Annotated in this window: 16 protein-coding genes and 1 pseudogene; 5 read left to right on the top strand and 12 right to left on the bottom strand. The window is 48.9% G+C overall.

What is annotated here, in order from left to right:
- Positions 1–16: 16 nt before the first annotated feature.
- Complete coding sequence (locus EI981_RS03705) at positions 17–766, bottom strand: IclR family transcriptional regulator (protein WP_126995570.1); 750 nt, start codon at positions 764–766, stop codon at positions 17–19.
- A gap of 308 nt (positions 767–1,074) precedes the next feature.
- Here EI981_RS03705 and EI981_RS03700 point away from each other — a divergent pair, with 308 nt between their 5' ends.
- The gene (locus EI981_RS03700) at positions 1,075–2,082 is read left to right on the top strand and encodes an alpha/beta hydrolase (protein WP_126995568.1); all 1,008 of its coding nucleotides are present in this window, start codon (positions 1,075–1,077) and stop codon (positions 2,080–2,082) included.
- A gap of 135 nt (positions 2,083–2,217) precedes the next feature.
- A complete protein-coding gene (locus EI981_RS03695; RefSeq protein WP_126995566.1) occupies positions 2,218–3,588 on the top strand; it encodes a Fe-Mn family superoxide dismutase in 1,371 nt (456 codons plus the stop codon).
- 131 nt (positions 3,589–3,719) lie between these two features.
- Here the strand turns inward: EI981_RS03695 and folE are convergent, their stop codons facing one another.
- The 6 genes and pseudogenes from folE to EI981_RS03665 all read right to left on the bottom strand — a co-directional run bounded on the left by folE (position 3,720) and on the right by EI981_RS03665 (position 8,290).
- Positions 3,720–4,313 carry a GTP cyclohydrolase I FolE gene (gene folE, locus EI981_RS03690; protein ID WP_126995564.1) on the bottom strand — a complete coding sequence of 198 codons (594 nt, stop codon included), beginning with the start codon at positions 4,311–4,313 and terminating at the stop codon, positions 3,720–3,722.
- Positions 4,314–4,527: 214 nt separating this feature from the next.
- On the bottom strand, positions 4,528–4,758 hold the full coding sequence (locus EI981_RS03685) for a YneF family protein (protein WP_126995562.1): 231 nt from the start codon (positions 4,756–4,758) through the stop codon (positions 4,528–4,530).
- A gap of 98 nt (positions 4,759–4,856) precedes the next feature.
- Positions 4,857–5,894, bottom strand: coding sequence for an HD-GYP domain-containing protein (locus tag EI981_RS03680; RefSeq protein ID WP_126995560.1), 1,038 nt, complete (start codon positions 5,892–5,894; stop codon positions 4,857–4,859).
- A gap of 125 nt (positions 5,895–6,019) precedes the next feature.
- A pseudogene (gene queG, locus EI981_RS03675) lies at positions 6,020–7,192 on the bottom strand (tRNA epoxyqueuosine(34) reductase QueG); the annotation flags it as partial.
- A 26-nt stretch (positions 7,193–7,218) separates the two neighbouring features.
- A complete protein-coding gene (gene rnhA, locus EI981_RS03670; protein ID WP_126995556.1) occupies positions 7,219–7,656 on the bottom strand; it encodes a ribonuclease HI in 438 nt (145 codons plus the stop codon).
- A gap of 193 nt (positions 7,657–7,849) precedes the next feature.
- Complete coding sequence (locus tag EI981_RS03665) at positions 7,850–8,290, bottom strand: GNAT family N-acetyltransferase (RefSeq protein ID WP_126995554.1); 441 nt, start codon at positions 8,288–8,290, stop codon at positions 7,850–7,852.
- A gap of 459 nt (positions 8,291–8,749) precedes the next feature.
- Between EI981_RS03665 and EI981_RS03660 the strand changes: the two genes are divergently transcribed.
- On the top strand, positions 8,750–8,965 hold the full coding sequence (locus tag EI981_RS03660; protein WP_126995552.1) for a hypothetical protein: 216 nt from the start codon (positions 8,750–8,752) through the stop codon (positions 8,963–8,965).
- Positions 8,966–9,112: 147 nt separating this feature from the next.
- Here EI981_RS03660 and mutY read toward each other — a convergent pair whose 3' ends face one another.
- Positions 9,113–10,300, bottom strand: a complete 1,188-nt coding sequence (gene mutY, locus EI981_RS03655) for an A/G-specific adenine glycosylase (protein WP_193556432.1) — start codon at positions 10,298–10,300, stop codon at positions 9,113–9,115.
- 37 nt (positions 10,301–10,337) lie between these two features.
- Positions 10,338–10,751 (bottom strand): holo-ACP synthase, encoded by a 414-nt coding sequence (gene acpS, locus EI981_RS03650; RefSeq protein ID WP_335926310.1) that lies wholly within the window; start codon positions 10,749–10,751, stop codon positions 10,338–10,340.
- Between the two features lie 305 nt (positions 10,752–11,056).
- On the opposite strand from acpS, the gene EI981_RS03645 reads away from it, so the two are divergent.
- Positions 11,057–11,962, top strand: coding sequence for an AraC family transcriptional regulator (locus EI981_RS03645; protein WP_126995546.1), 906 nt, complete (start codon positions 11,057–11,059; stop codon positions 11,960–11,962).
- Positions 11,963–12,139: 177 nt separating this feature from the next.
- Here EI981_RS03645 and EI981_RS03640 read toward each other — a convergent pair whose 3' ends face one another.
- Positions 12,140–12,574, bottom strand: a complete 435-nt coding sequence (locus EI981_RS03640) for a BrxA/BrxB family bacilliredoxin (RefSeq protein WP_126995544.1) — start codon at positions 12,572–12,574, stop codon at positions 12,140–12,142.
- 108 nt (positions 12,575–12,682) lie between these two features.
- The gene (locus tag EI981_RS03635) at positions 12,683–14,383 is read right to left on the bottom strand and encodes a two-component system sensor histidine kinase NtrB (protein ID WP_126995542.1); all 1,701 of its coding nucleotides are present in this window, start codon (positions 14,381–14,383) and stop codon (positions 12,683–12,685) included.
- Between the two features lie 216 nt (positions 14,384–14,599).
- Between EI981_RS03635 and EI981_RS03630 the strand changes: the two genes are divergently transcribed.
- Positions 14,600–15,871 carry a BaiN/RdsA family NAD(P)/FAD-dependent oxidoreductase gene (locus EI981_RS03630; protein WP_126995540.1) on the top strand — a complete coding sequence of 424 codons (1,272 nt, stop codon included), beginning with the start codon at positions 14,600–14,602 and terminating at the stop codon, positions 15,869–15,871.
- 74 nt (positions 15,872–15,945) lie between these two features.
- Here the strand turns inward: EI981_RS03630 and EI981_RS03625 are convergent, their stop codons facing one another.
- Positions 15,946–17,214, bottom strand: coding sequence for an ABC transporter permease (locus tag EI981_RS03625; protein WP_162616070.1), 1,269 nt, complete (start codon positions 17,212–17,214; stop codon positions 15,946–15,948).
- Between the last annotated feature and the right edge of the window lie 6 nt (positions 17,215–17,220).

Genomic DNA, 17,220 nt, shown 5'->3' with positions numbered 1-17,220 from the left:
GCCGAGAAGGATCGAGTTAACCGAGATGAATCATCATCCCCATATCTCTGGCCGCCTCGATCAATATCGGACCATACTCATGCAAATTCTGCGGATTCAAGCGGCTGACCGGACCGGATAAAGATAGAGCTGCGGCAATTTTGCCGTTCCGATCAAAGATCGGAGCTGCGACCGCTGAAGCCCCGGGCTCACGTTCCTCATAGCTGATAGCATAGCCCTGCTCGCGAATCTCCTGCAATTGCTGCACATACGCATCACGGTCCACGGAGGTGGGCCAATCAGGGCTGTTCTGAACAGCCTGAACAACCGTTTCATCCGCATAGGCCACCAAGACCTTACTGGAGGCGCCGACGAACAGCGGCAATCTAGCCCCAACTGGAGCAACCCTGCGAATAGCCTGATTACTCTGTACCGCCTGAATGCGCAAACGATCGGTTCCGTCCCGCAAGTATAAGCTTACCGTCTCACCAAGGCGATCGCGGAGCTGCTCCATTTGCGGAAGAAGCAGAACTGCCGGATCATCATTATGCGACAGATGCGCGGACAACTCCCATATTTTCAGGCCTAATCTGTACTTCTCGGTAGACGTATTGCGGACTACGAATCCCTTCTCCTCAAGGGTATTCAGTAAGCGGTGCACCGTGCTCTTATGCAGGTCAATTTCCGCGGCAATTTCTGTTAACCCAAGGTCATCTTTCTTTGTGAAGCACATCAATATGTCAAGCGCCCGTTCTACGGCGCGTACTGTTAATTTCCGATCTTCCATACCGGAATCTCCTCCCCTTACGTTTCACTATATGAAACTCAGTTACATAAATTATATGAGAAAACCATCATTTTCGTCAATGATAAGGCTATAAATTGCCCCTCATGCATTGACAATCTGAATAGGTAGCCGTACGATATTTTCATAGTTTTTTTCATAAATCATCTTTTTTCGACACGATCTTTGACGACAGCTTGGAATTTCGATAGAATTACAACTTTAAGAGAATTAGATTTACGTAGAAAGCGTTTGCTTACAACCTGACATATAATAATTAAAAATTTATTCTTAGATGAGGAGGAGCATCCATGAAATTATCAAATCGCAACGATCTTCCTCTGCAGCCTGATTGGATCAGCCCCGACTCTTCCGTGTATAAATCGAAACGGATTAGTCTTAAGAATATTATCGTCGCTCTGTTACTGTCCATTATCTTCTTCCTAATCTTCTGCTTTGTTGCTCTGCACGGGTTCATCGCTTGGGTGTTGTCCAATCCGACAGTGGCCCCACTATACTCCAACCCGAAGCTCGCCAAGAATCTGGATTACTACAATATCTCCTTCCCCGCTGCGGATGGCAGCCGGATGATGCAAGGCTGGTATATACCTGCGGATTCTTCACGTAAGACAATTGTGTTCAGTCACGGCTATGGCGCGAATCGGGAGGAGAGCTGGATTCCGATGTACGATCTCGCCCACTATGCCCATCGTTTGAATTTTAATGTCCTTATGTTCGATTATGGATTTGCCGCTGGGGGCAGCAAAGAAGTTGCGACTGGTGGAAAAAAAGAAGCCCAGCAGCTGCTAGGAGCAATCCAATATGCCAAGCAGCATGGAGGCGATGAGCTCATCGTCTGGGGCTTCTCCATGGGAGCCGGTACAGCGCTGCAGGCTGCACTTTATAGCAAAGATATCGATGCCATGATACTGGATAGCACTTTCCTGCTTGAGCCAGATACGATGTATCATAACATTCGACAGCATATCGATTTACCACGCCATCCTTCTCTGGAGATTATCGGGCTGCTGCTGCCCGTGCTGAATGGTACAAGTCTGCGGCAAATCCCGTATCAAGCGGTCAAGACGGAGGACTATCCGTTCCCAATTCTGTTCGTACACGGCACCAAAGACGATAAGGCTCCTTACCCGATCGCTGAACAATTAGCCGAGAACCAGACGAACCCCATTTCAGATGTATGGATCGTCAAAGATTCTCATCATGAGTTGATTTTCCGCGAGCATCCGAAGGAGTACTTGCGTCTTGTCTCAAGCTTCCTTGGTCGTGTTGAAGCCTCTATGGGCTCCAGCAACCCTTAGTACATGTCCAAAAAGGCCGGTTTTCGGCTCTTTTGAACTACTACTCTATGTCCAATCCGTAGGATTTTATAGTATAGGCCAACCTGCCTCGGTAATACACTAAGTATAACGACATACGACCGAGGAGGTTAATGAATGCTATCCATTTATGGCCCCTATCTGCCTGTGCGTATTCTGGAAGAGATCTACTGCTGGAAGCGCCAGGAAGCCAGGAACACGCAATTAATTAAAGCGGCTATTCCTGGACTGGAACCGGAATACGTCAAACTACTTGACGAATGGAACTGTGTATTCCGAGGGACGGAGGAGGAAGCAAGCCGTCTATTGCATCATGCTTTGAGCAACACCAATGCTACCTCATACCCCCATTTCTTGAAAGAGGTCGAGAAGCTGCTTGATGTCTCCTGCCGCCAATCGAATGAGTTCATCAGGCAGCTACACTATATTCTCGATCACAGTGCTGCTGTACAGTCCAACCCACATGCACAGGCCTTACTACGACACGTCATCCAAGAATCGGAACATTACCTGCTGAAGGCCCAAAGCCTAAATGCCCCACACCATCCCGCTCATATGATGGACAATAAATCTCCCAACGATCCCTACTCCTCAGCAGAGTATACGGCTGGCCCCAGACCTGAAATTCACGCTAATGAGCAAAATCTACAAGCGGACATCTCTATTTCTCCAGAAAATAACCCTAACCATGACGACAAAGAAAACAATGATGTTACTGCCAGCGTATCCGAAGCTGCCGTCTCTTCTGATATCCGCAAGGAACAAAGTGATGGCAACCTGGTGAATTCCGCTAACCCAATGATCTCGCCTAATCAAGCACATCCGGCTAATCCCGCTGATCCGCCAAGCGATAAAGACCGTCCCGTCCCAATTGGCAAACATACGTTACCGCCGCTACCCTACGCTTATAATGCTCTGGAACCTCATATCGATGAGAAGACAATGCGCATCCACCACGATATCCATCACAAATCCTATGTAGACGGTCTGAATACAGCCGAGAAAAAGTTGCAGGATGCACGGAAATCAGGCAATTTCGATCTCGTAAAGCATTGGGAACGGGAACTCGCCTTCAATGGTGCCGGACATTATCTGCATACGATCTTCTGGGATAGTATGAATCCAAATGGTGGCGGCAGACCAGAAGGAGAGCTGTTAGAATATATCAAGCGTGATTTTGGCAGCTATGATGCCTTCAAGAATCAATTCTCGAAGGCAGCCGAGAAGGTGGAAGGCGGCGGTTGGGCGATCCTAGTCTGGAGCCCACGCAGCCACCGATTGGAGATACTCACAGCCGAGAAGCATCAGAATCTGACCCAATGGGATGTCGTTCCGCTGCTCGTTCTGGACGTATGGGAGCATGCCTACTATCTGAAGCATCAGAATGAACGTCCCAAATATATCGAGGATTGGTGGAATGTCGTCTACTGGCCAGCGGTCGCCAAGCGGTTCGAGCAAGCGAAGAAATTGAAATGGCAGCCCTTCTAGCGGCTGCCTTTTTTTCATTGCTATAGATTATGTAGGCTCCTCAAAAATACAAAAAATCCTCCAGCATACCGTTCCAGCAGCGTTCATTCGCTGTCGGACGGATATACTGAAGGATTGATTACCAAAATCTATTATTCTTTAATTAGAGATAAAAACTCTGCTCTAGAAGCAGCATCGGTACGGAAGGTACCTCTTACCGCCGAAGTGATCGTCTTGCTGCCTGGCTTCTTCACACCGCGGGCACACATACACATATGCTCGCCCTCGACGACAACGATCACACCTTGCGGTTCAAGTACTTCTTCCAAGATGTCGGCAATTTGCGAAGTAATCCGCTCCTGAACCTGCAGTCTACGGGTCACCGCTTCCACCAGCCGGGCTAACTTACTAAGTCCAGCAATTCTCCCACTTGGAATATAACCTATATGTGCCTTGCCGAAGAAAGGCGCCATGTGGTGCTCACATTGACTGAAATATACGATATCTTTGACGATGACCAGTTCCTCATGATCCTCTTCGAAGGTTACTCCCAGTACATCGCGAGGATCTATCTCATACCCCGCAAAGATCTCCTCATACATTCGGGCGACACGGGCCGGTGTCTCAATAAGCCCTTCCCGCTCAACATCTTCACCAATTAGCTTCAAAATTTCACGAACATGGTATTCAACCTTTTCCCGATTCTCACCAACATGCGTATTTACATAATCCTTTAATCCTGACATTTAGCGCCTCCTCCTTTCAATCCAATCAACTAAATGCTTAATGCGCATTGACTCAAGCCTTGTTAGCCCTCGGTAGACTAGATGTAAATGGCTCTAGCTTACCCCGATCCTACGGGTCAAGTAAAAATACAATATTTCAACTTCACTGACCCGTAGAGATACTGAGTTGCTGAGTTACTGCGTCACTGTATTGCTAGGCCTGGGGCCGTTTGTTCTACTTCTTTTTCTTCTTCCCAGTTACAGCCGGCGGCTGGTTCTTCATCATTTGCTGCGCGCGCTGCATCTGCTTGTTATTCAGATTGTAGCCCATCTGCTTGGCCATCTTTTGTAGCATTTGCGGATCATTCTGCATCTTCGAAAGCTGGTTCTTCAGATAGAAGACGCCGATCGCAAAGCCGCCGATCAAACCAACGATTAAAGTAATAATAGGAATTACAATATTCACTCCTGGACTCCCCCCGTACCCAATCTTCAAATTTCATCATGTACCTCATGCATAACTAGAGTTACTCAACATATAATAGCATTCCGCCACTGCAGTATTCAAGCCAAAACCGCTTCAATAAAAGTGGTAGTCTCTGTAGCAAGGTCCACTTCCTTCACTTCCATCGCTTCATTCGTTCCGTGAACGATGCGAATGACCGGCCTGCCCGGCAGACCTCGATGCTGACGAACAACGACGCCGATCTCCTTCGTGGACAGCCGTACCGATGAGCCGTTGGGATAGACGGACACAATCCTCGTGAACTCCACAAGCGCATCATGATCCAGCTCTTGCTCAGAGCAAGCCATCAGTCTTTCACAAGCCTCATGGGGGAGCAGCGGACGACCTCCGCTCCCTTCGCTACCAGCGATCAGATTATCGTACATATTGGCGACAGCTACAATTTTCGGATACAGATGAATATGGCTTTCATCCAGACCACGCGGCAGTCCGCTACCATTCAGGCGCTCATGATGCTGCAGTGCCGTATGGGCAATCATCAGATTAAAATCACGCTTGTTCTTCAATATCTCAAATCCACGCCAGGTATGATGATTCTTCATGCTCTCCACATCTGCCCCTTCCGGCAAAGGTACAGATTTCCCAATATCGTGAAGCAGCGCACCAATAGCTAGATCCTTCAATTGTGAGTAATTCAGGCCTAAATTCAGACCGATCATGGTTGACAGCAAAGCGACATTCACCCCATGCATATATCCAGCATTATCATTAGTGCGAATATCGGTAAGCTGGATCATCACCTCTTTATTGTTCAGAACATCTGTCAGAAGTGAGTCCACAGCGACGCCTATCTTGCGTGGACTCCAGTCCTTACCGGATCGAATCGCTTCCATTGTCTCGCTCATATCCCTGAACATAGCCTGCTTCGTTGGCTCACTAAGTACATCCTCTATTTCAATATCCTCGAATCCGGGATCCTTGATGTATAGCATAGTGACACCAACCCGTTTCAAAGTATTGATCATATAAACCGTAAGCTGAATATCCTCCGACAGCAGCACTGTTCCATTCGCGGAATATACGGTTCTTCCTAGTATCTGTCCGGGCTCAATGTCCTCAACACTTATAAATCTCATGATTATCCCCCTCGGTAGCCGTTCCATATTGTCGCTGACTATATCTTTAATTTACTTAACCCTCATAAAGAAATATCGGTCAACGACCCGCCGACTTTAAGCACAAATCAATTGAGATTAACTCCCTCCGGCTCCTGCAACTTCTGCTCGGCACGATGAAGCCGCTGGATGACTTCCTCATCCTGTTCAACAGCAAGCGCGCGCCGCACACCTTCCAATGCTTCCTGACCACCTATGCGACTCAAAGCCCAAGCCGCTGTCCCCCTTATGACAGGGCGCGGATCCTTAAGCATTACCTCTACAATCTTCGGTACCGCAGTGCGATCCTTGAAGTTGCCAAGCCCGATCAGTGCATTCCTCTGAATCGGCTTCTTGCCGCGCCATGCGGCTGCACTGCTTCCGAATCGCTCCTTGAACTCCCGGTTGCTCAGATCGAGAATCGGCAACAGCAGCGGCTTCACCGTCTCTGGATCAGGCTGCAGCTCAGGCCGATGGTTCCATGATTTCCCCCTATTCTTCGGACAGACGATCTGACAAGTATCGCAGCCATACAAGCGATTGCCGATCTTCACCATGAACTCCTCTTCCAGGAACCCCTTGGTCTGCGTCAGAAAAGAAATGCATCGTTTGGCGTTTAGCACCCCGGGACCGACCAGCGCTCCTGTCGGACAAGCGTCAATGCATTTCGTACACTCACCGCAATCCTCTGTTACCGGCGTGTCCGGCACGAAAGGAATATTCGTAATCATGTCGCCTAAGTAGATCCATGATCCCCATTTGGGCGAGATAATCGCACAATTCTTAGCTTTGAACCCGATGCCCGCTCGCTCAGCAACAGCACGGTCCACCAGAGCACCTGTATCCACCATGCTCTCCAGACGGACATCTGGCACACGCTCACGGATGAATTCCTCCAGCTTGGCCATCGCTCTGCGCAGCACCAGATGATAATCTTCCCCCCATGCCGACCGGGCAAGAATACCCCTACGCTGTCCCGGCTCCGACTTCGGCGGATTGTCCAGCTTGGACGGGTAAGCCACCGCGATGGAGATCAGAGAAGCTGGCTGCTCCAGCGTTAGCTCGGGGTAGACCCTCTTATCAATATCAGGCTCCTCGAAGCCCGATTCATAGCCCTTGGCCCGACGGTCAAGCAGAACCGACTTCAACGACAAAAACGGGTCCGCGGTAGCAAACCCGATATCATCAATTCCAAGCGATGGAGCAGCTTCGACGATTTCTCGCTTCAGCTTGTCCCATACCGCTCTATCTGTAATATTGGCACTTGTCTTCAGCTCCATGCTTGTCCCTCCTTGATGTCTGTTCATTAAGATAAGCGTTTGATTGCTTCACGGGCAAGAAAATCACAATGATTGTTCAATTCATTATCGCTATGTCCCTTAACCTTGATGTACTCGACCTGATGGATGCCCATTAAGCGCCATAGCTCCTGCCATAGATCCTTGTTCTGGGTCGGCTGATTCTTGCTGTTCTTCCAACCATTCCTCAGCCAGCCGCGTATCCAGCCTTGCTGGAAGCAATTGACTACATAGGCAGAATCACTGTACACCTTCGCCTGACATGGCTCCTTCAGCTCGGTAAGCGCCGAGATCACAGCCTGGATCTCCATCCGATTATTCGTGGTCAGCTTCTCGCCGCCGGACAGCTCTTTGCGATGCCCTTTATATAAAAGAATGGCGCCCCATCCCCCTGGGCCGGGATTGCCCGAACAGGCACCATCCGTATATATCGAAATTTCCTTCACTCTTCTACCTCCAGCTCTGGGCAGCACCCTGGGCCTGCAGACAAAGCCGAATGCCCCTTGATTTCTAAGCTGTATAAAATCCCTATATAATAGAAAAGCATATCCGGTTCCCTTTTGCAACGGGTAGCCAGACATGCCTAAAAATATCAATATTGGATATTCTTTATAAAAAAATCAAAAAATGCATAAATTCCTATGATCCTGACAAGGATTGAACAGCAGCAATGCTAAGCTTCTGGAACGCCTCCAAAAATTTACTGGCGCCGTACCCTAAGGTCTCATACAAAGGTGCGATTGCTTTATTATGTTCGTCTCCGGCAATCACAATCTTGCTAACCTTGCGCTGTTTGAAGCGTTGCTCCATCCCATTCACAAGTCCGGTTGCTATACCTTGATGACGATATTCTGGATGAACAACCGTGCGGTAGATACAACCTACATTATTGTCGATTGTACCGATCAATGCACCAACGATTTCCTCGTCCACTTCAGCAATTACAATTAAGTCTGAGTCCCAAGACAATTGCCTGGCAAATGCCCGCTTTGTGTCTTCACAACAATCTTCCGATAAGGCCACTTGCAAAAGCTCCATCACTTGATTAGCATCACTCAACTGAAAGGAACGAATACGCATGCTATGATCTCCCTTTTCTTTTCGCAAGATAGATTATGTAAAAATGTCCTCCCATTTTTACAAAACTGAAACAATTCAAATCCAGACAAAAAACGAGAAAAAATAGTCTCTTTGTCCATTAAAGCATATTTATCGTGGAAATACACCATTTTTCTTCTGAAAGCGCTTTATATTAAGCGTTTACATTAATTTTGCCATCATTTATTTCCATTACCGGAAATGAAACTGTTTCAATCTGCTAGTTTAATGATTCACTCTCTCATTTTAACACTCTACTTACAAAGTCTATTATACCTCTGAATGAAACCATTTTTGTTCAAATTCAAAGAAAAAGCATCATTGGCTTAATGAATTTGTAAGTCATCTTTAATTTTTTGGCAAATAACACATACTAATGAACGAACCGGCAGCTTAACCATATATCTCACCCAATCACACAATGGATGGAGGAAATAATCAATGGACAATAACCATTCGAACCTTAGCAATGATCCAAAGGAGCTGCTTAAAGCCAAACATAAACAGGATCAGCATAAAGCGCAGTTCACCAACTTCGCCCGTAGTGTCAGCGGCGATACGCCTGTCGATTCAGGCCAGACAAGTCCGGAGCAGCACCGCGAGCCAGATCAGCAGAATACGATGAAAAGTGTCGAAAATCGCATGATTGGCGACTAAGGAAGTTTCAACTTACAACAATATTTGCAGCAATTAATGAATACGCTCAGTCATAACAAGAAGCAGCCTCGGCCGAAGACATTCATCGAATGTCCTGCCTAGACTGCTTCTTGTCATAAGCGGCGGCAGATTAGCTCTGCGCCAGCCTTATTTCATAGAGAAGTATTGATTCAGGATGCGAATAAAAACATTAGGAAAAGCCAGTTCTCCCATATCCTCCTTCGTAATCCAGCGATATTCAACCGAGTCATGGCCTGTGTTCGGACCTGCCACATCACCGTTCGCTTCATATGCGGAAGCGGACTCAGCCACGGCCGTTCGCTCGCCGCCACGGCCATCCACCTGCTGGAAGCGGAAGACGCGCATATTCCAATGAATATGACTGAACGTATGCTCCGCTTCCATCAGGGCTCCCTGCGGCGCGGCCAGTACGCCCGCACCGCCTAGTACAGCAGCGAGCCTGTCCATCGCCGGGCCGTCCGGCAGGCCGGCCCCCTCACCGGGCTCCGCCGCTGCTGGGATGTGGGGCAGCTCCCACATTCGGGCGAGCAGCCCCGAATCTGGGCGCCGGCGGACGAGCACGCGCCCGGACTGCTCTCCGTCGCCCTCGACCAGGGCGACGAGCCGGTACTCCGGCCGCGGCGGCTTCGCCTTGCTCTTCACCGGTAGGCGGTCCTCCGCCCCTTCCAGGCGGCCGGCGCAATGCACCATCACCGGGCAGATCAGACACTGCGGTGATTTGGGGGTACAGATCAGAGCGCCGAGCTCCATCAGCGCCTGATTAAAGTCACCGGCGCGACCCAGAGGAATCAGCTCGGTCGCCAGATCCTCCATCAGCGTTCGCGTACCGGTCTTCATAATATCTTCTTCGATCAGGAAATACCGCGACAGAACGCGCATAACATTGCCATCCACCGCCGGTTCCGGCTGATTGTAGGCGATGCTAAGGATAGCTCCCGAAGTATAAGGGCCGACCCCCTTCAGGGCCGATACATCTTTCTTGTTATCCGGTACGATACCGCCGTGACGTTCCATCACCTGCTGGGCTGCTGCCTGCAAATTACGAGCCCGCGAATAATAGCCAAGCCCCTCCCAGCATTTCAATACATCTTCCTCCGGCGCCTCCGCCAGAGCCTGGATCGTGGGAAATCGCTCAATAAAGCGCTGAAAATACGGGATCACCGTGTCAACCCTTGTCTGCTGCAGCATAATTTCCGAGACCCATATATAATAAGGATTGCGATGGCGCCTCCATGGGAGATCGCGCTTCGCTGTCTCATACCAGCCCAACAATTCCTTGCTGAAATACAGCTTACTCTCCTTGCTTTCCTGCATAATTGTATTGATCCTCCCCCTCTGATAAACCGCCGTATTAACTCATTCTCTCCACCACGGCGAAGGCGGAGGCCAGTTGGCGCTCATGCGTAATGCTGATATGCACCACATAACGATCTGGAGCAGATAATCCGAGACGTTCCCAAGCCTCAGGCTGCAAATATACCGACGGCTTGCCGTTTGCATCCGGCACAACCTCGATATCCTTAAATCCAAGCGTCTTGCCAATCCCGCAGCCAAAAGCTTTACTGACCGCTTCTTTGGCCGCAAAGCGGCCGGCAAGAAATTCAGCAGGGCGCTTAACCCTGCCCGGCAGTTCATATTCAGCAGATGTCAGTATCCGCCAAGCGAACTTGTCTCCGGCACTACTGTCCAGCATCTGTCTGATTCGTTCGATTTCAACCACATCATGGCCGACTCCATATATCAACAGGGTTCCCTTCTTCCTCATCTGCCTGATTTCATACCAATCATTGCCTGTCCTCTATAGCCGTACTCGGGCTACATACAAAACCTCCAACCGGATGTTAGAGATAAAATTCCATGATTCCAACGTACATCCTTGCTTGGACTACCCACATTGTACAGGGAAGCCATTATGAAGGAAAGCCTGGTGAAAATTATCATGCTATAATCCAAGGATAAACTTGTAAACTCGTACACACTCATCCGTTTTGCGTTCAAGAGCAAGAAACGTCAAGAGGCTCAATCCGTCCTATTCTATACTTAGAACATAGACCGGTCTGGAGGAAGTTCATGAACAATCACAACCTTGTCTTACAAAGTATCGACTATATCGAGGAACATCTGGAACAAGATCTTAGCTTAAAAGGAATCGCCCAAGCGATGTTTTACTCGGAGTACCATTTCCACCGCACCTTCCAGTATTTTATGGGCGAAACCGTATCGAATTATATTCGCAAACGGCGCCTGTCCAATGCCGCTGAACTGCTGGCCTATACGGACCGTAAAGTGCTGGATATTGCGATCGAATGCGGCTTCGGTTCTCATGAGACCTTCACCCGTGCGTTCCGCAAAATGTACGGCATATTGCCTTCAGACTGCCGTAAGCAAGGCTTTCCACCTTTTGTCGTTCCAAGAGCAGTCCCCCTGCTGTCGGAAGAATCTATTACATTGAATTGGAGTGATTATCGTATGCAACACCGTATTGAGACATTGCCCGCAATGAGAATTATTGGCTTCTCGCTGGCTACGTCAACGATTGATGGCCAGAATCATAAGGAAATACCTGTATTTTGGCAGGACTATATGCGCGAGCAATGGAGAGAGCGCGTTCCCGGCAAGAAAAATCCTAATGTCGAGCTTGGCGTATGCACCGCCATCGATGAAGACGGCTCCTTCCGTTATATTATCGGCTTTGAAGCAGATAACGAAACCGCCGTACCGGAAGGATTAGTCGAGTACTTTATCCCTGAAGCAACTTACGCGATCTTCACCACGCCTCCTGCGGATCATGAGCAATTCAGCACAGCCATCCAAGAGACATGGGGGGCAATCTTCCGCGATTGGTTCCCTACCTCCGGGTACGAGCAAGCCTATGCGCCCGATTTCGAATGGTACGACGAACGCTGCTGGGGCGAGACAGATAAGGTGATGGACATTTACATCCCTGTTCAGCCAGCCGCTGGCCGTCAAGCATAATCCTTACTATCTTATAGAAAAGCAGTTCTTCACCTGCCTTAACGCAGCGGAAGAACTGCTTTCTTCTTTACAAAGCGATCTCAATCTCCAGCCGATAGAACATGTAAAAATCCGCCCCTGCGTAGTACCGGGCTACCGGACCGAGGGACGGATTGAAGCATTACTATCGCTGATTACTTATTTGCAAAAACGATCGAACGCACTCGTCAAATCAGCAGCGATCTCTGCTGCGGAACGATCCTCGATCTGATGACGCTCGATAAAATGTACAAGCTCCCCATCTTTCATCAGGGCGATGGATGGCGAAGACGGAGCGTAAGGCGCAAAGTATTCCCGCGCTTTGGCAGTCGCTTCCTTATCTTGACCAGCAAATACGGTGAACAACTGATCTGGAAGCAGCTCATTCTGCAGAGCTTGGGCTACACCCGGACGGCATTGTCCAGCTGCACAACCACACACCGAGTTCACTACAACCAGCGCAGTTCCTGTAGCTGTTGGCAATGCTGCTTCTACTTCCTCAGGAGTTCTAAGCTCCTTAATACCCAAGGTTGTCAGCTCATCACGCATTGGTTGAATCATTTCTCTCATATATTGATCATATGACATTGACATTTATCTTCACTCCTCATGACCTACTGTATTGTTAATATGATTAATATCACTTCAAACTATAATTAATTATACATTTCGCCATCAGGAAAGCAACAACTACTATAAAGCCTAAGCCTCGATCCGTTCGGAAACAAATGGGAAAAACACGATAAATGTCGTTCCCAACCCTTCTTCCGATTCAACGTTGATTCTTCCGCCATGCCGCTCCATAATGCTTAGGCATAGCGACAGACCCAGGCCTGTCCCCTTGCTCTTCGTCGTGAAGAATGGTTCGAACAGTCTCTCCTTCTGTGCAGTTGGAATTCCTGGACCCGTATCCGTAACATACAGTTCAACGCCATCTGGCTGAAGCTTCATTTCCAGCGTTAATTTGCCCTTCTCTCCCATCGCCTCCATGGCATTGCGACCAAGGTTGAGAATGAGCTGCTTGATCTCTTTATGATTAAGCATAAGAAGCGGCGCGTTCTCGTCGAGGCGCACCTCAATGCTCTGCCCCCGCAGGTTGGCATCCGCCCACAATAGAGGAGTCAGCTCCGAGATGATCTCATGCAATCTATACAGTTCCATCTTGACAACCCGATTCTGAGCAAGTGATAGGAAGTCATTAATTATTCCGTTAGCCCGGTCCAACTCCTCCATCACAATGCGGTAATAATGCTCTAATGAAGCCGGGCTTTTCTCCCGCATCAATTGCAGAAAACCGCGAACGACGGCCATCGGATTTCTGATTTCATGCGTAATACTCGCTGCCATTTGACCAACCAGACCAAGACGCTCCACATGATTTAATTCCATCCGCAGCGCCTCCAGCTCAGTTATATCCTGTACGATAATGACGGCCCCGATGTTCTCATTTGTATGCATCTTCGTAATTGGGGAGGTGGTCGCGTAGAAGACGCGGTCAGCGCTTTGCAAGATTTCCGATGTTTTGACGTTCCCCTCCAGCGTCTGCTCTGCCCGGGAGGCGATGATTTCAAAATCGAGGCCCTGCATGACCTTCTCCATCTCCTTTCGGATCAAGTCATCACGGGTCCCACTGGGACGGCTTAGACGGTAAAATTGAAGAAATGCATCGTTAACGGACACAATTCTCCCTTTTTGATCCAGCAGAGTGATACTTAGCGGTGCAGCATCCATCATCTGCTGTAGCGTCTCCGCCTCACGGAAATATTTCCTCGATAAATGCATGACCTGCTCACGCAGCTTCTCCTTCTCCATCGTCGTCTCTATTATATGTACGAACAAGCTTCCAGCCAGTACGGATACCAGAATATTGGCAATAATCGTTACGATCGCGCCAAGCTCAACCTTTGTTTCTTCTATAATATAGGGTGATACGGTGATAACCATCTCTCCGATAGCAAAGATAACCGTTAATACAGCCACTTTGCCGCGGCGGCCAATTCTCTTGAAATAATTAGCGTTTAATAGTACAAAGGGATAGAGGAACACCCCTGTCTCAAGCAGAAACTCCAGAACCGTAAACCTTACGGCATAGAGCGGATAGAGCAGTAAATACAGAACGGCAAGGATGATCCCTTCCCTCAGTTTGCCGTACAGCATGAGCGCGAAGAGCGGCAATATCCCGAAGTTAATCGGGATCCCATTCCATACATAGCTAGGGAATAATGAGCATAGCAGCATGCTGAAGGTGCATGTATATGTCAATCCCATGGAGTAAGCCGTCTGATAAGCTTGGCGGCCATTGGGCTGAGGAATTCTAGAAGTTTTCTCATACAGAAGTGGGAACAAAAAAGCAGGCAGACAAGCGATCAGGAATTGCAGTAGAATCTCCCTGAATTCAACCATCTTCTCCCTCCTCAGGCGGAAGAATACCAATCTATCATTGATTAAAGCATAGCCGACAAAGTTTTACAATAATTCTTATTTCAGATAAACACTAACCCCTTTTTAGAATGTCTATAATATATGATATCCTATAAATTATTGTTGGAATACTGCAAATAAGAGGAGTATCAAAAGCGAACTTTTTGAACAACCTTGGCAAAAAGAAAGGAAAAATAGATGAGCAAATATGAAGTAATCGTAATTGGAGGAGGCCCCTCAGGGCTTATGGCATCGATTGCCGCTGTGAAACAGGGTGCTTCCGTTGCCCTGGTCGATAAAGGAGATAAGCTCGGGAGAAAGCTAGGCATCTCTGGTGGTGGTCGCTGCAACGTGACGAATGTCAAGGAAATTGATGAATTGATTCAGTACATTCCTGGGGGCGGAAGATTTCTCTACAGCGCCTTCTCCTTGTTCAGCAATCGTGACATCATCGCCTTCTTTGAGAATTTGGGAATTGCACTGAAGGAAGAAGACAACGGACGGATGTTCCCTGTATCGGATAAGGCTAAGACCGTCGTCGATGCACTGGTCGGCAAGGCCAGATCATTAGGAGTAAAGCTTCTTACACATCATCCGGTTCAAGAGGTAATGTTCGTGGAGAACGGGGTTCAGGGGGTCAAGCTCACAACGGGTGAACAAATAGAAGCCAAATGCGTAATTATAGCTACCGGCGGAAAATCTGTCCCGCATACCGGTTCAACGGGGGATGGCTATCCATGGGCTACCGCGGCAGGCCATACGATTACTGAATTATATCCGACCGAGGTACCCATCGTCTCCAAAGAGCCTTTTATTACGGATCGAAGCCTGCAAGGGTTGTCGCTACGTAATGTGAAGCTCTCGGTGCTTAATGCTAAAGGCAAAGCGGTCGTCGCGCATCAAGGCGATATGATCTTCACCCACTTCGGCTTGTCCGGGCCAATCGCCCTGCGCTGCAGCGGCTTCATCCGCGGCGTCAAGCGAAAGAGCGGCAGCAGCGAGGTGAAGCTTGCGCTTGATCTGTTCCCCGAGATGTCTCAAGCCGGATTGGATGCCTATTTACGCGGACTCCTCACGGATGAACCTAAAAAAACGCTAAAAAATGTGCTCAAAGGTACGATTCCAGAGCGGCTGCTTCCCATTCTGTTTGAACGAGCCGGTCTTTCCGGGGAGACGACCTATGAACACTTGCCTAAGGAACCTTGGCTTGAATTTACAGCTGTCCTAAAAAGCTTCAGTATCCTGGTCACAGGTACCCGTCCCTTTGAAGAAGCCTTCGTCACTGGCGGAGGAGTTCATCTTAAGGAGGTCAGCCCGCAGACGATGGAATCCAAGCTTATGCCAGGACTGTTCTTCTGTGGTGAGGTGCTCGATATCCATGGCTATACCGGTGGATATAATATAACGGCTGCTTTCGCCACCGGGTACACCGCTGGGCACCATGCCGGCCTGCTGGCGCAAGGCCACTGAGGGGCCCCGCTCCTCAGGCCCTAGCTTCATCCAACCTTCTCGGTGCTGAAAACCGGTCTTTTGAACACATATTCTTACACTTTTCTGCGCCTTGAGCTCATGGAGAAGAAACGCCATAGAACAGGTACAGCCAGCAAGGATACGGCTGGGCCCAGTGGAATGGCTGCCAGCAGCCCCCATCCAGGCGTGAACAGATTCATGCAAAGCCCTGCCGTAATGACGAGAATCGCTGGAAATAACAGCAGCCTCATTGTCTTGGGCGCACATATAAATTCCAAATTCTCGTCCTTCGGTAATATGGCCAGTAATTTTACCTGATAGAAAGCACGTCGCTGCGAATTCATCCATTGGAACAATAACAGGATCAGGCCGATATATACCAATAGATTGACTGGGTAAGGTGGCAAGAATACAGCCGTAAATCCGTATATCGTGAATTGCACATATAATAGAACTTCGCGGCCGCGGAAGAAGGACTTAACCGCTGCCTCCGTAACGCGATCGTGTACCTGCCGTTGACGGATAAGATGTCCGCTACGGCGGAACAGCCACGGACGTGGCCTTGTCTTAACGGGCCGTTCAACAGATGGCTGCAGAATCATTCCGGTCAGCTTCGTCCGTTGCCGTTCCTCCTCACGGATAGCCCTCTCAAACCGCCCCTGGAGCGATACTCTTCGTCCAATCAACCAGACGGAGACCAGAATGTAACACAGCAGTATAATAACGCTAATCTCAGGCCGTAATTCTATACACAGCACACCGATAATATAGCTTGCTAAGAGCGATCCGGTACCACCAACCCCCAAGAGGGTTCGTCTGAGGCCCGTGAATACAACAGCGAGCAGATTGGATAAAAGTAGGTATACAGCATTCATGGTATATGTAAGTACAAATAGAATAATTATTTCTTTGCTCCCCATCCCGTAAACACGCCATAACAGGGGCAGCAGCAAGACTGCTTCGAGTAGAATGACGACCAGCCGTTGCACCAGCGCCAGTGAGGTGGCACGCAGCATAATCTCCCGCACCCATTTAGGATGCTGCTTCAGAAATAGAACATCAGCCGCTTCAATATACAAGACGAGTCCGCCTAGCAGCAGTGTCAGGAGGATTAATGCCACAGGCACAGCTTGGAACGGCAAACCAGTCAGCCAGCTCGGCAACACGTCCTGCCATAAACCATAATAAACTCTCCCAAGCAGTAAAAGTCCCGGAATACCGATATATAATAGAACCACTCCATCAAAAGCCGTACGCAGTACACCGGTTTGATGGCGAATATAGTCAAGCCAGCGTCTTCTGAACAACGATCCGGCTCGAGTGGATGAGCTTATTTTGTTCATAGTCCC

It is taken from the genome of Paenibacillus lutimineralis (genome assembly GCF_003991425.1).
GTDB lineage: Bacteria > Bacillota > Bacilli > Paenibacillales > Paenibacillaceae > Fontibacillus > Fontibacillus lutimineralis.
This window is presented reverse-complemented; position numbering and strand designations above follow the sequence as displayed.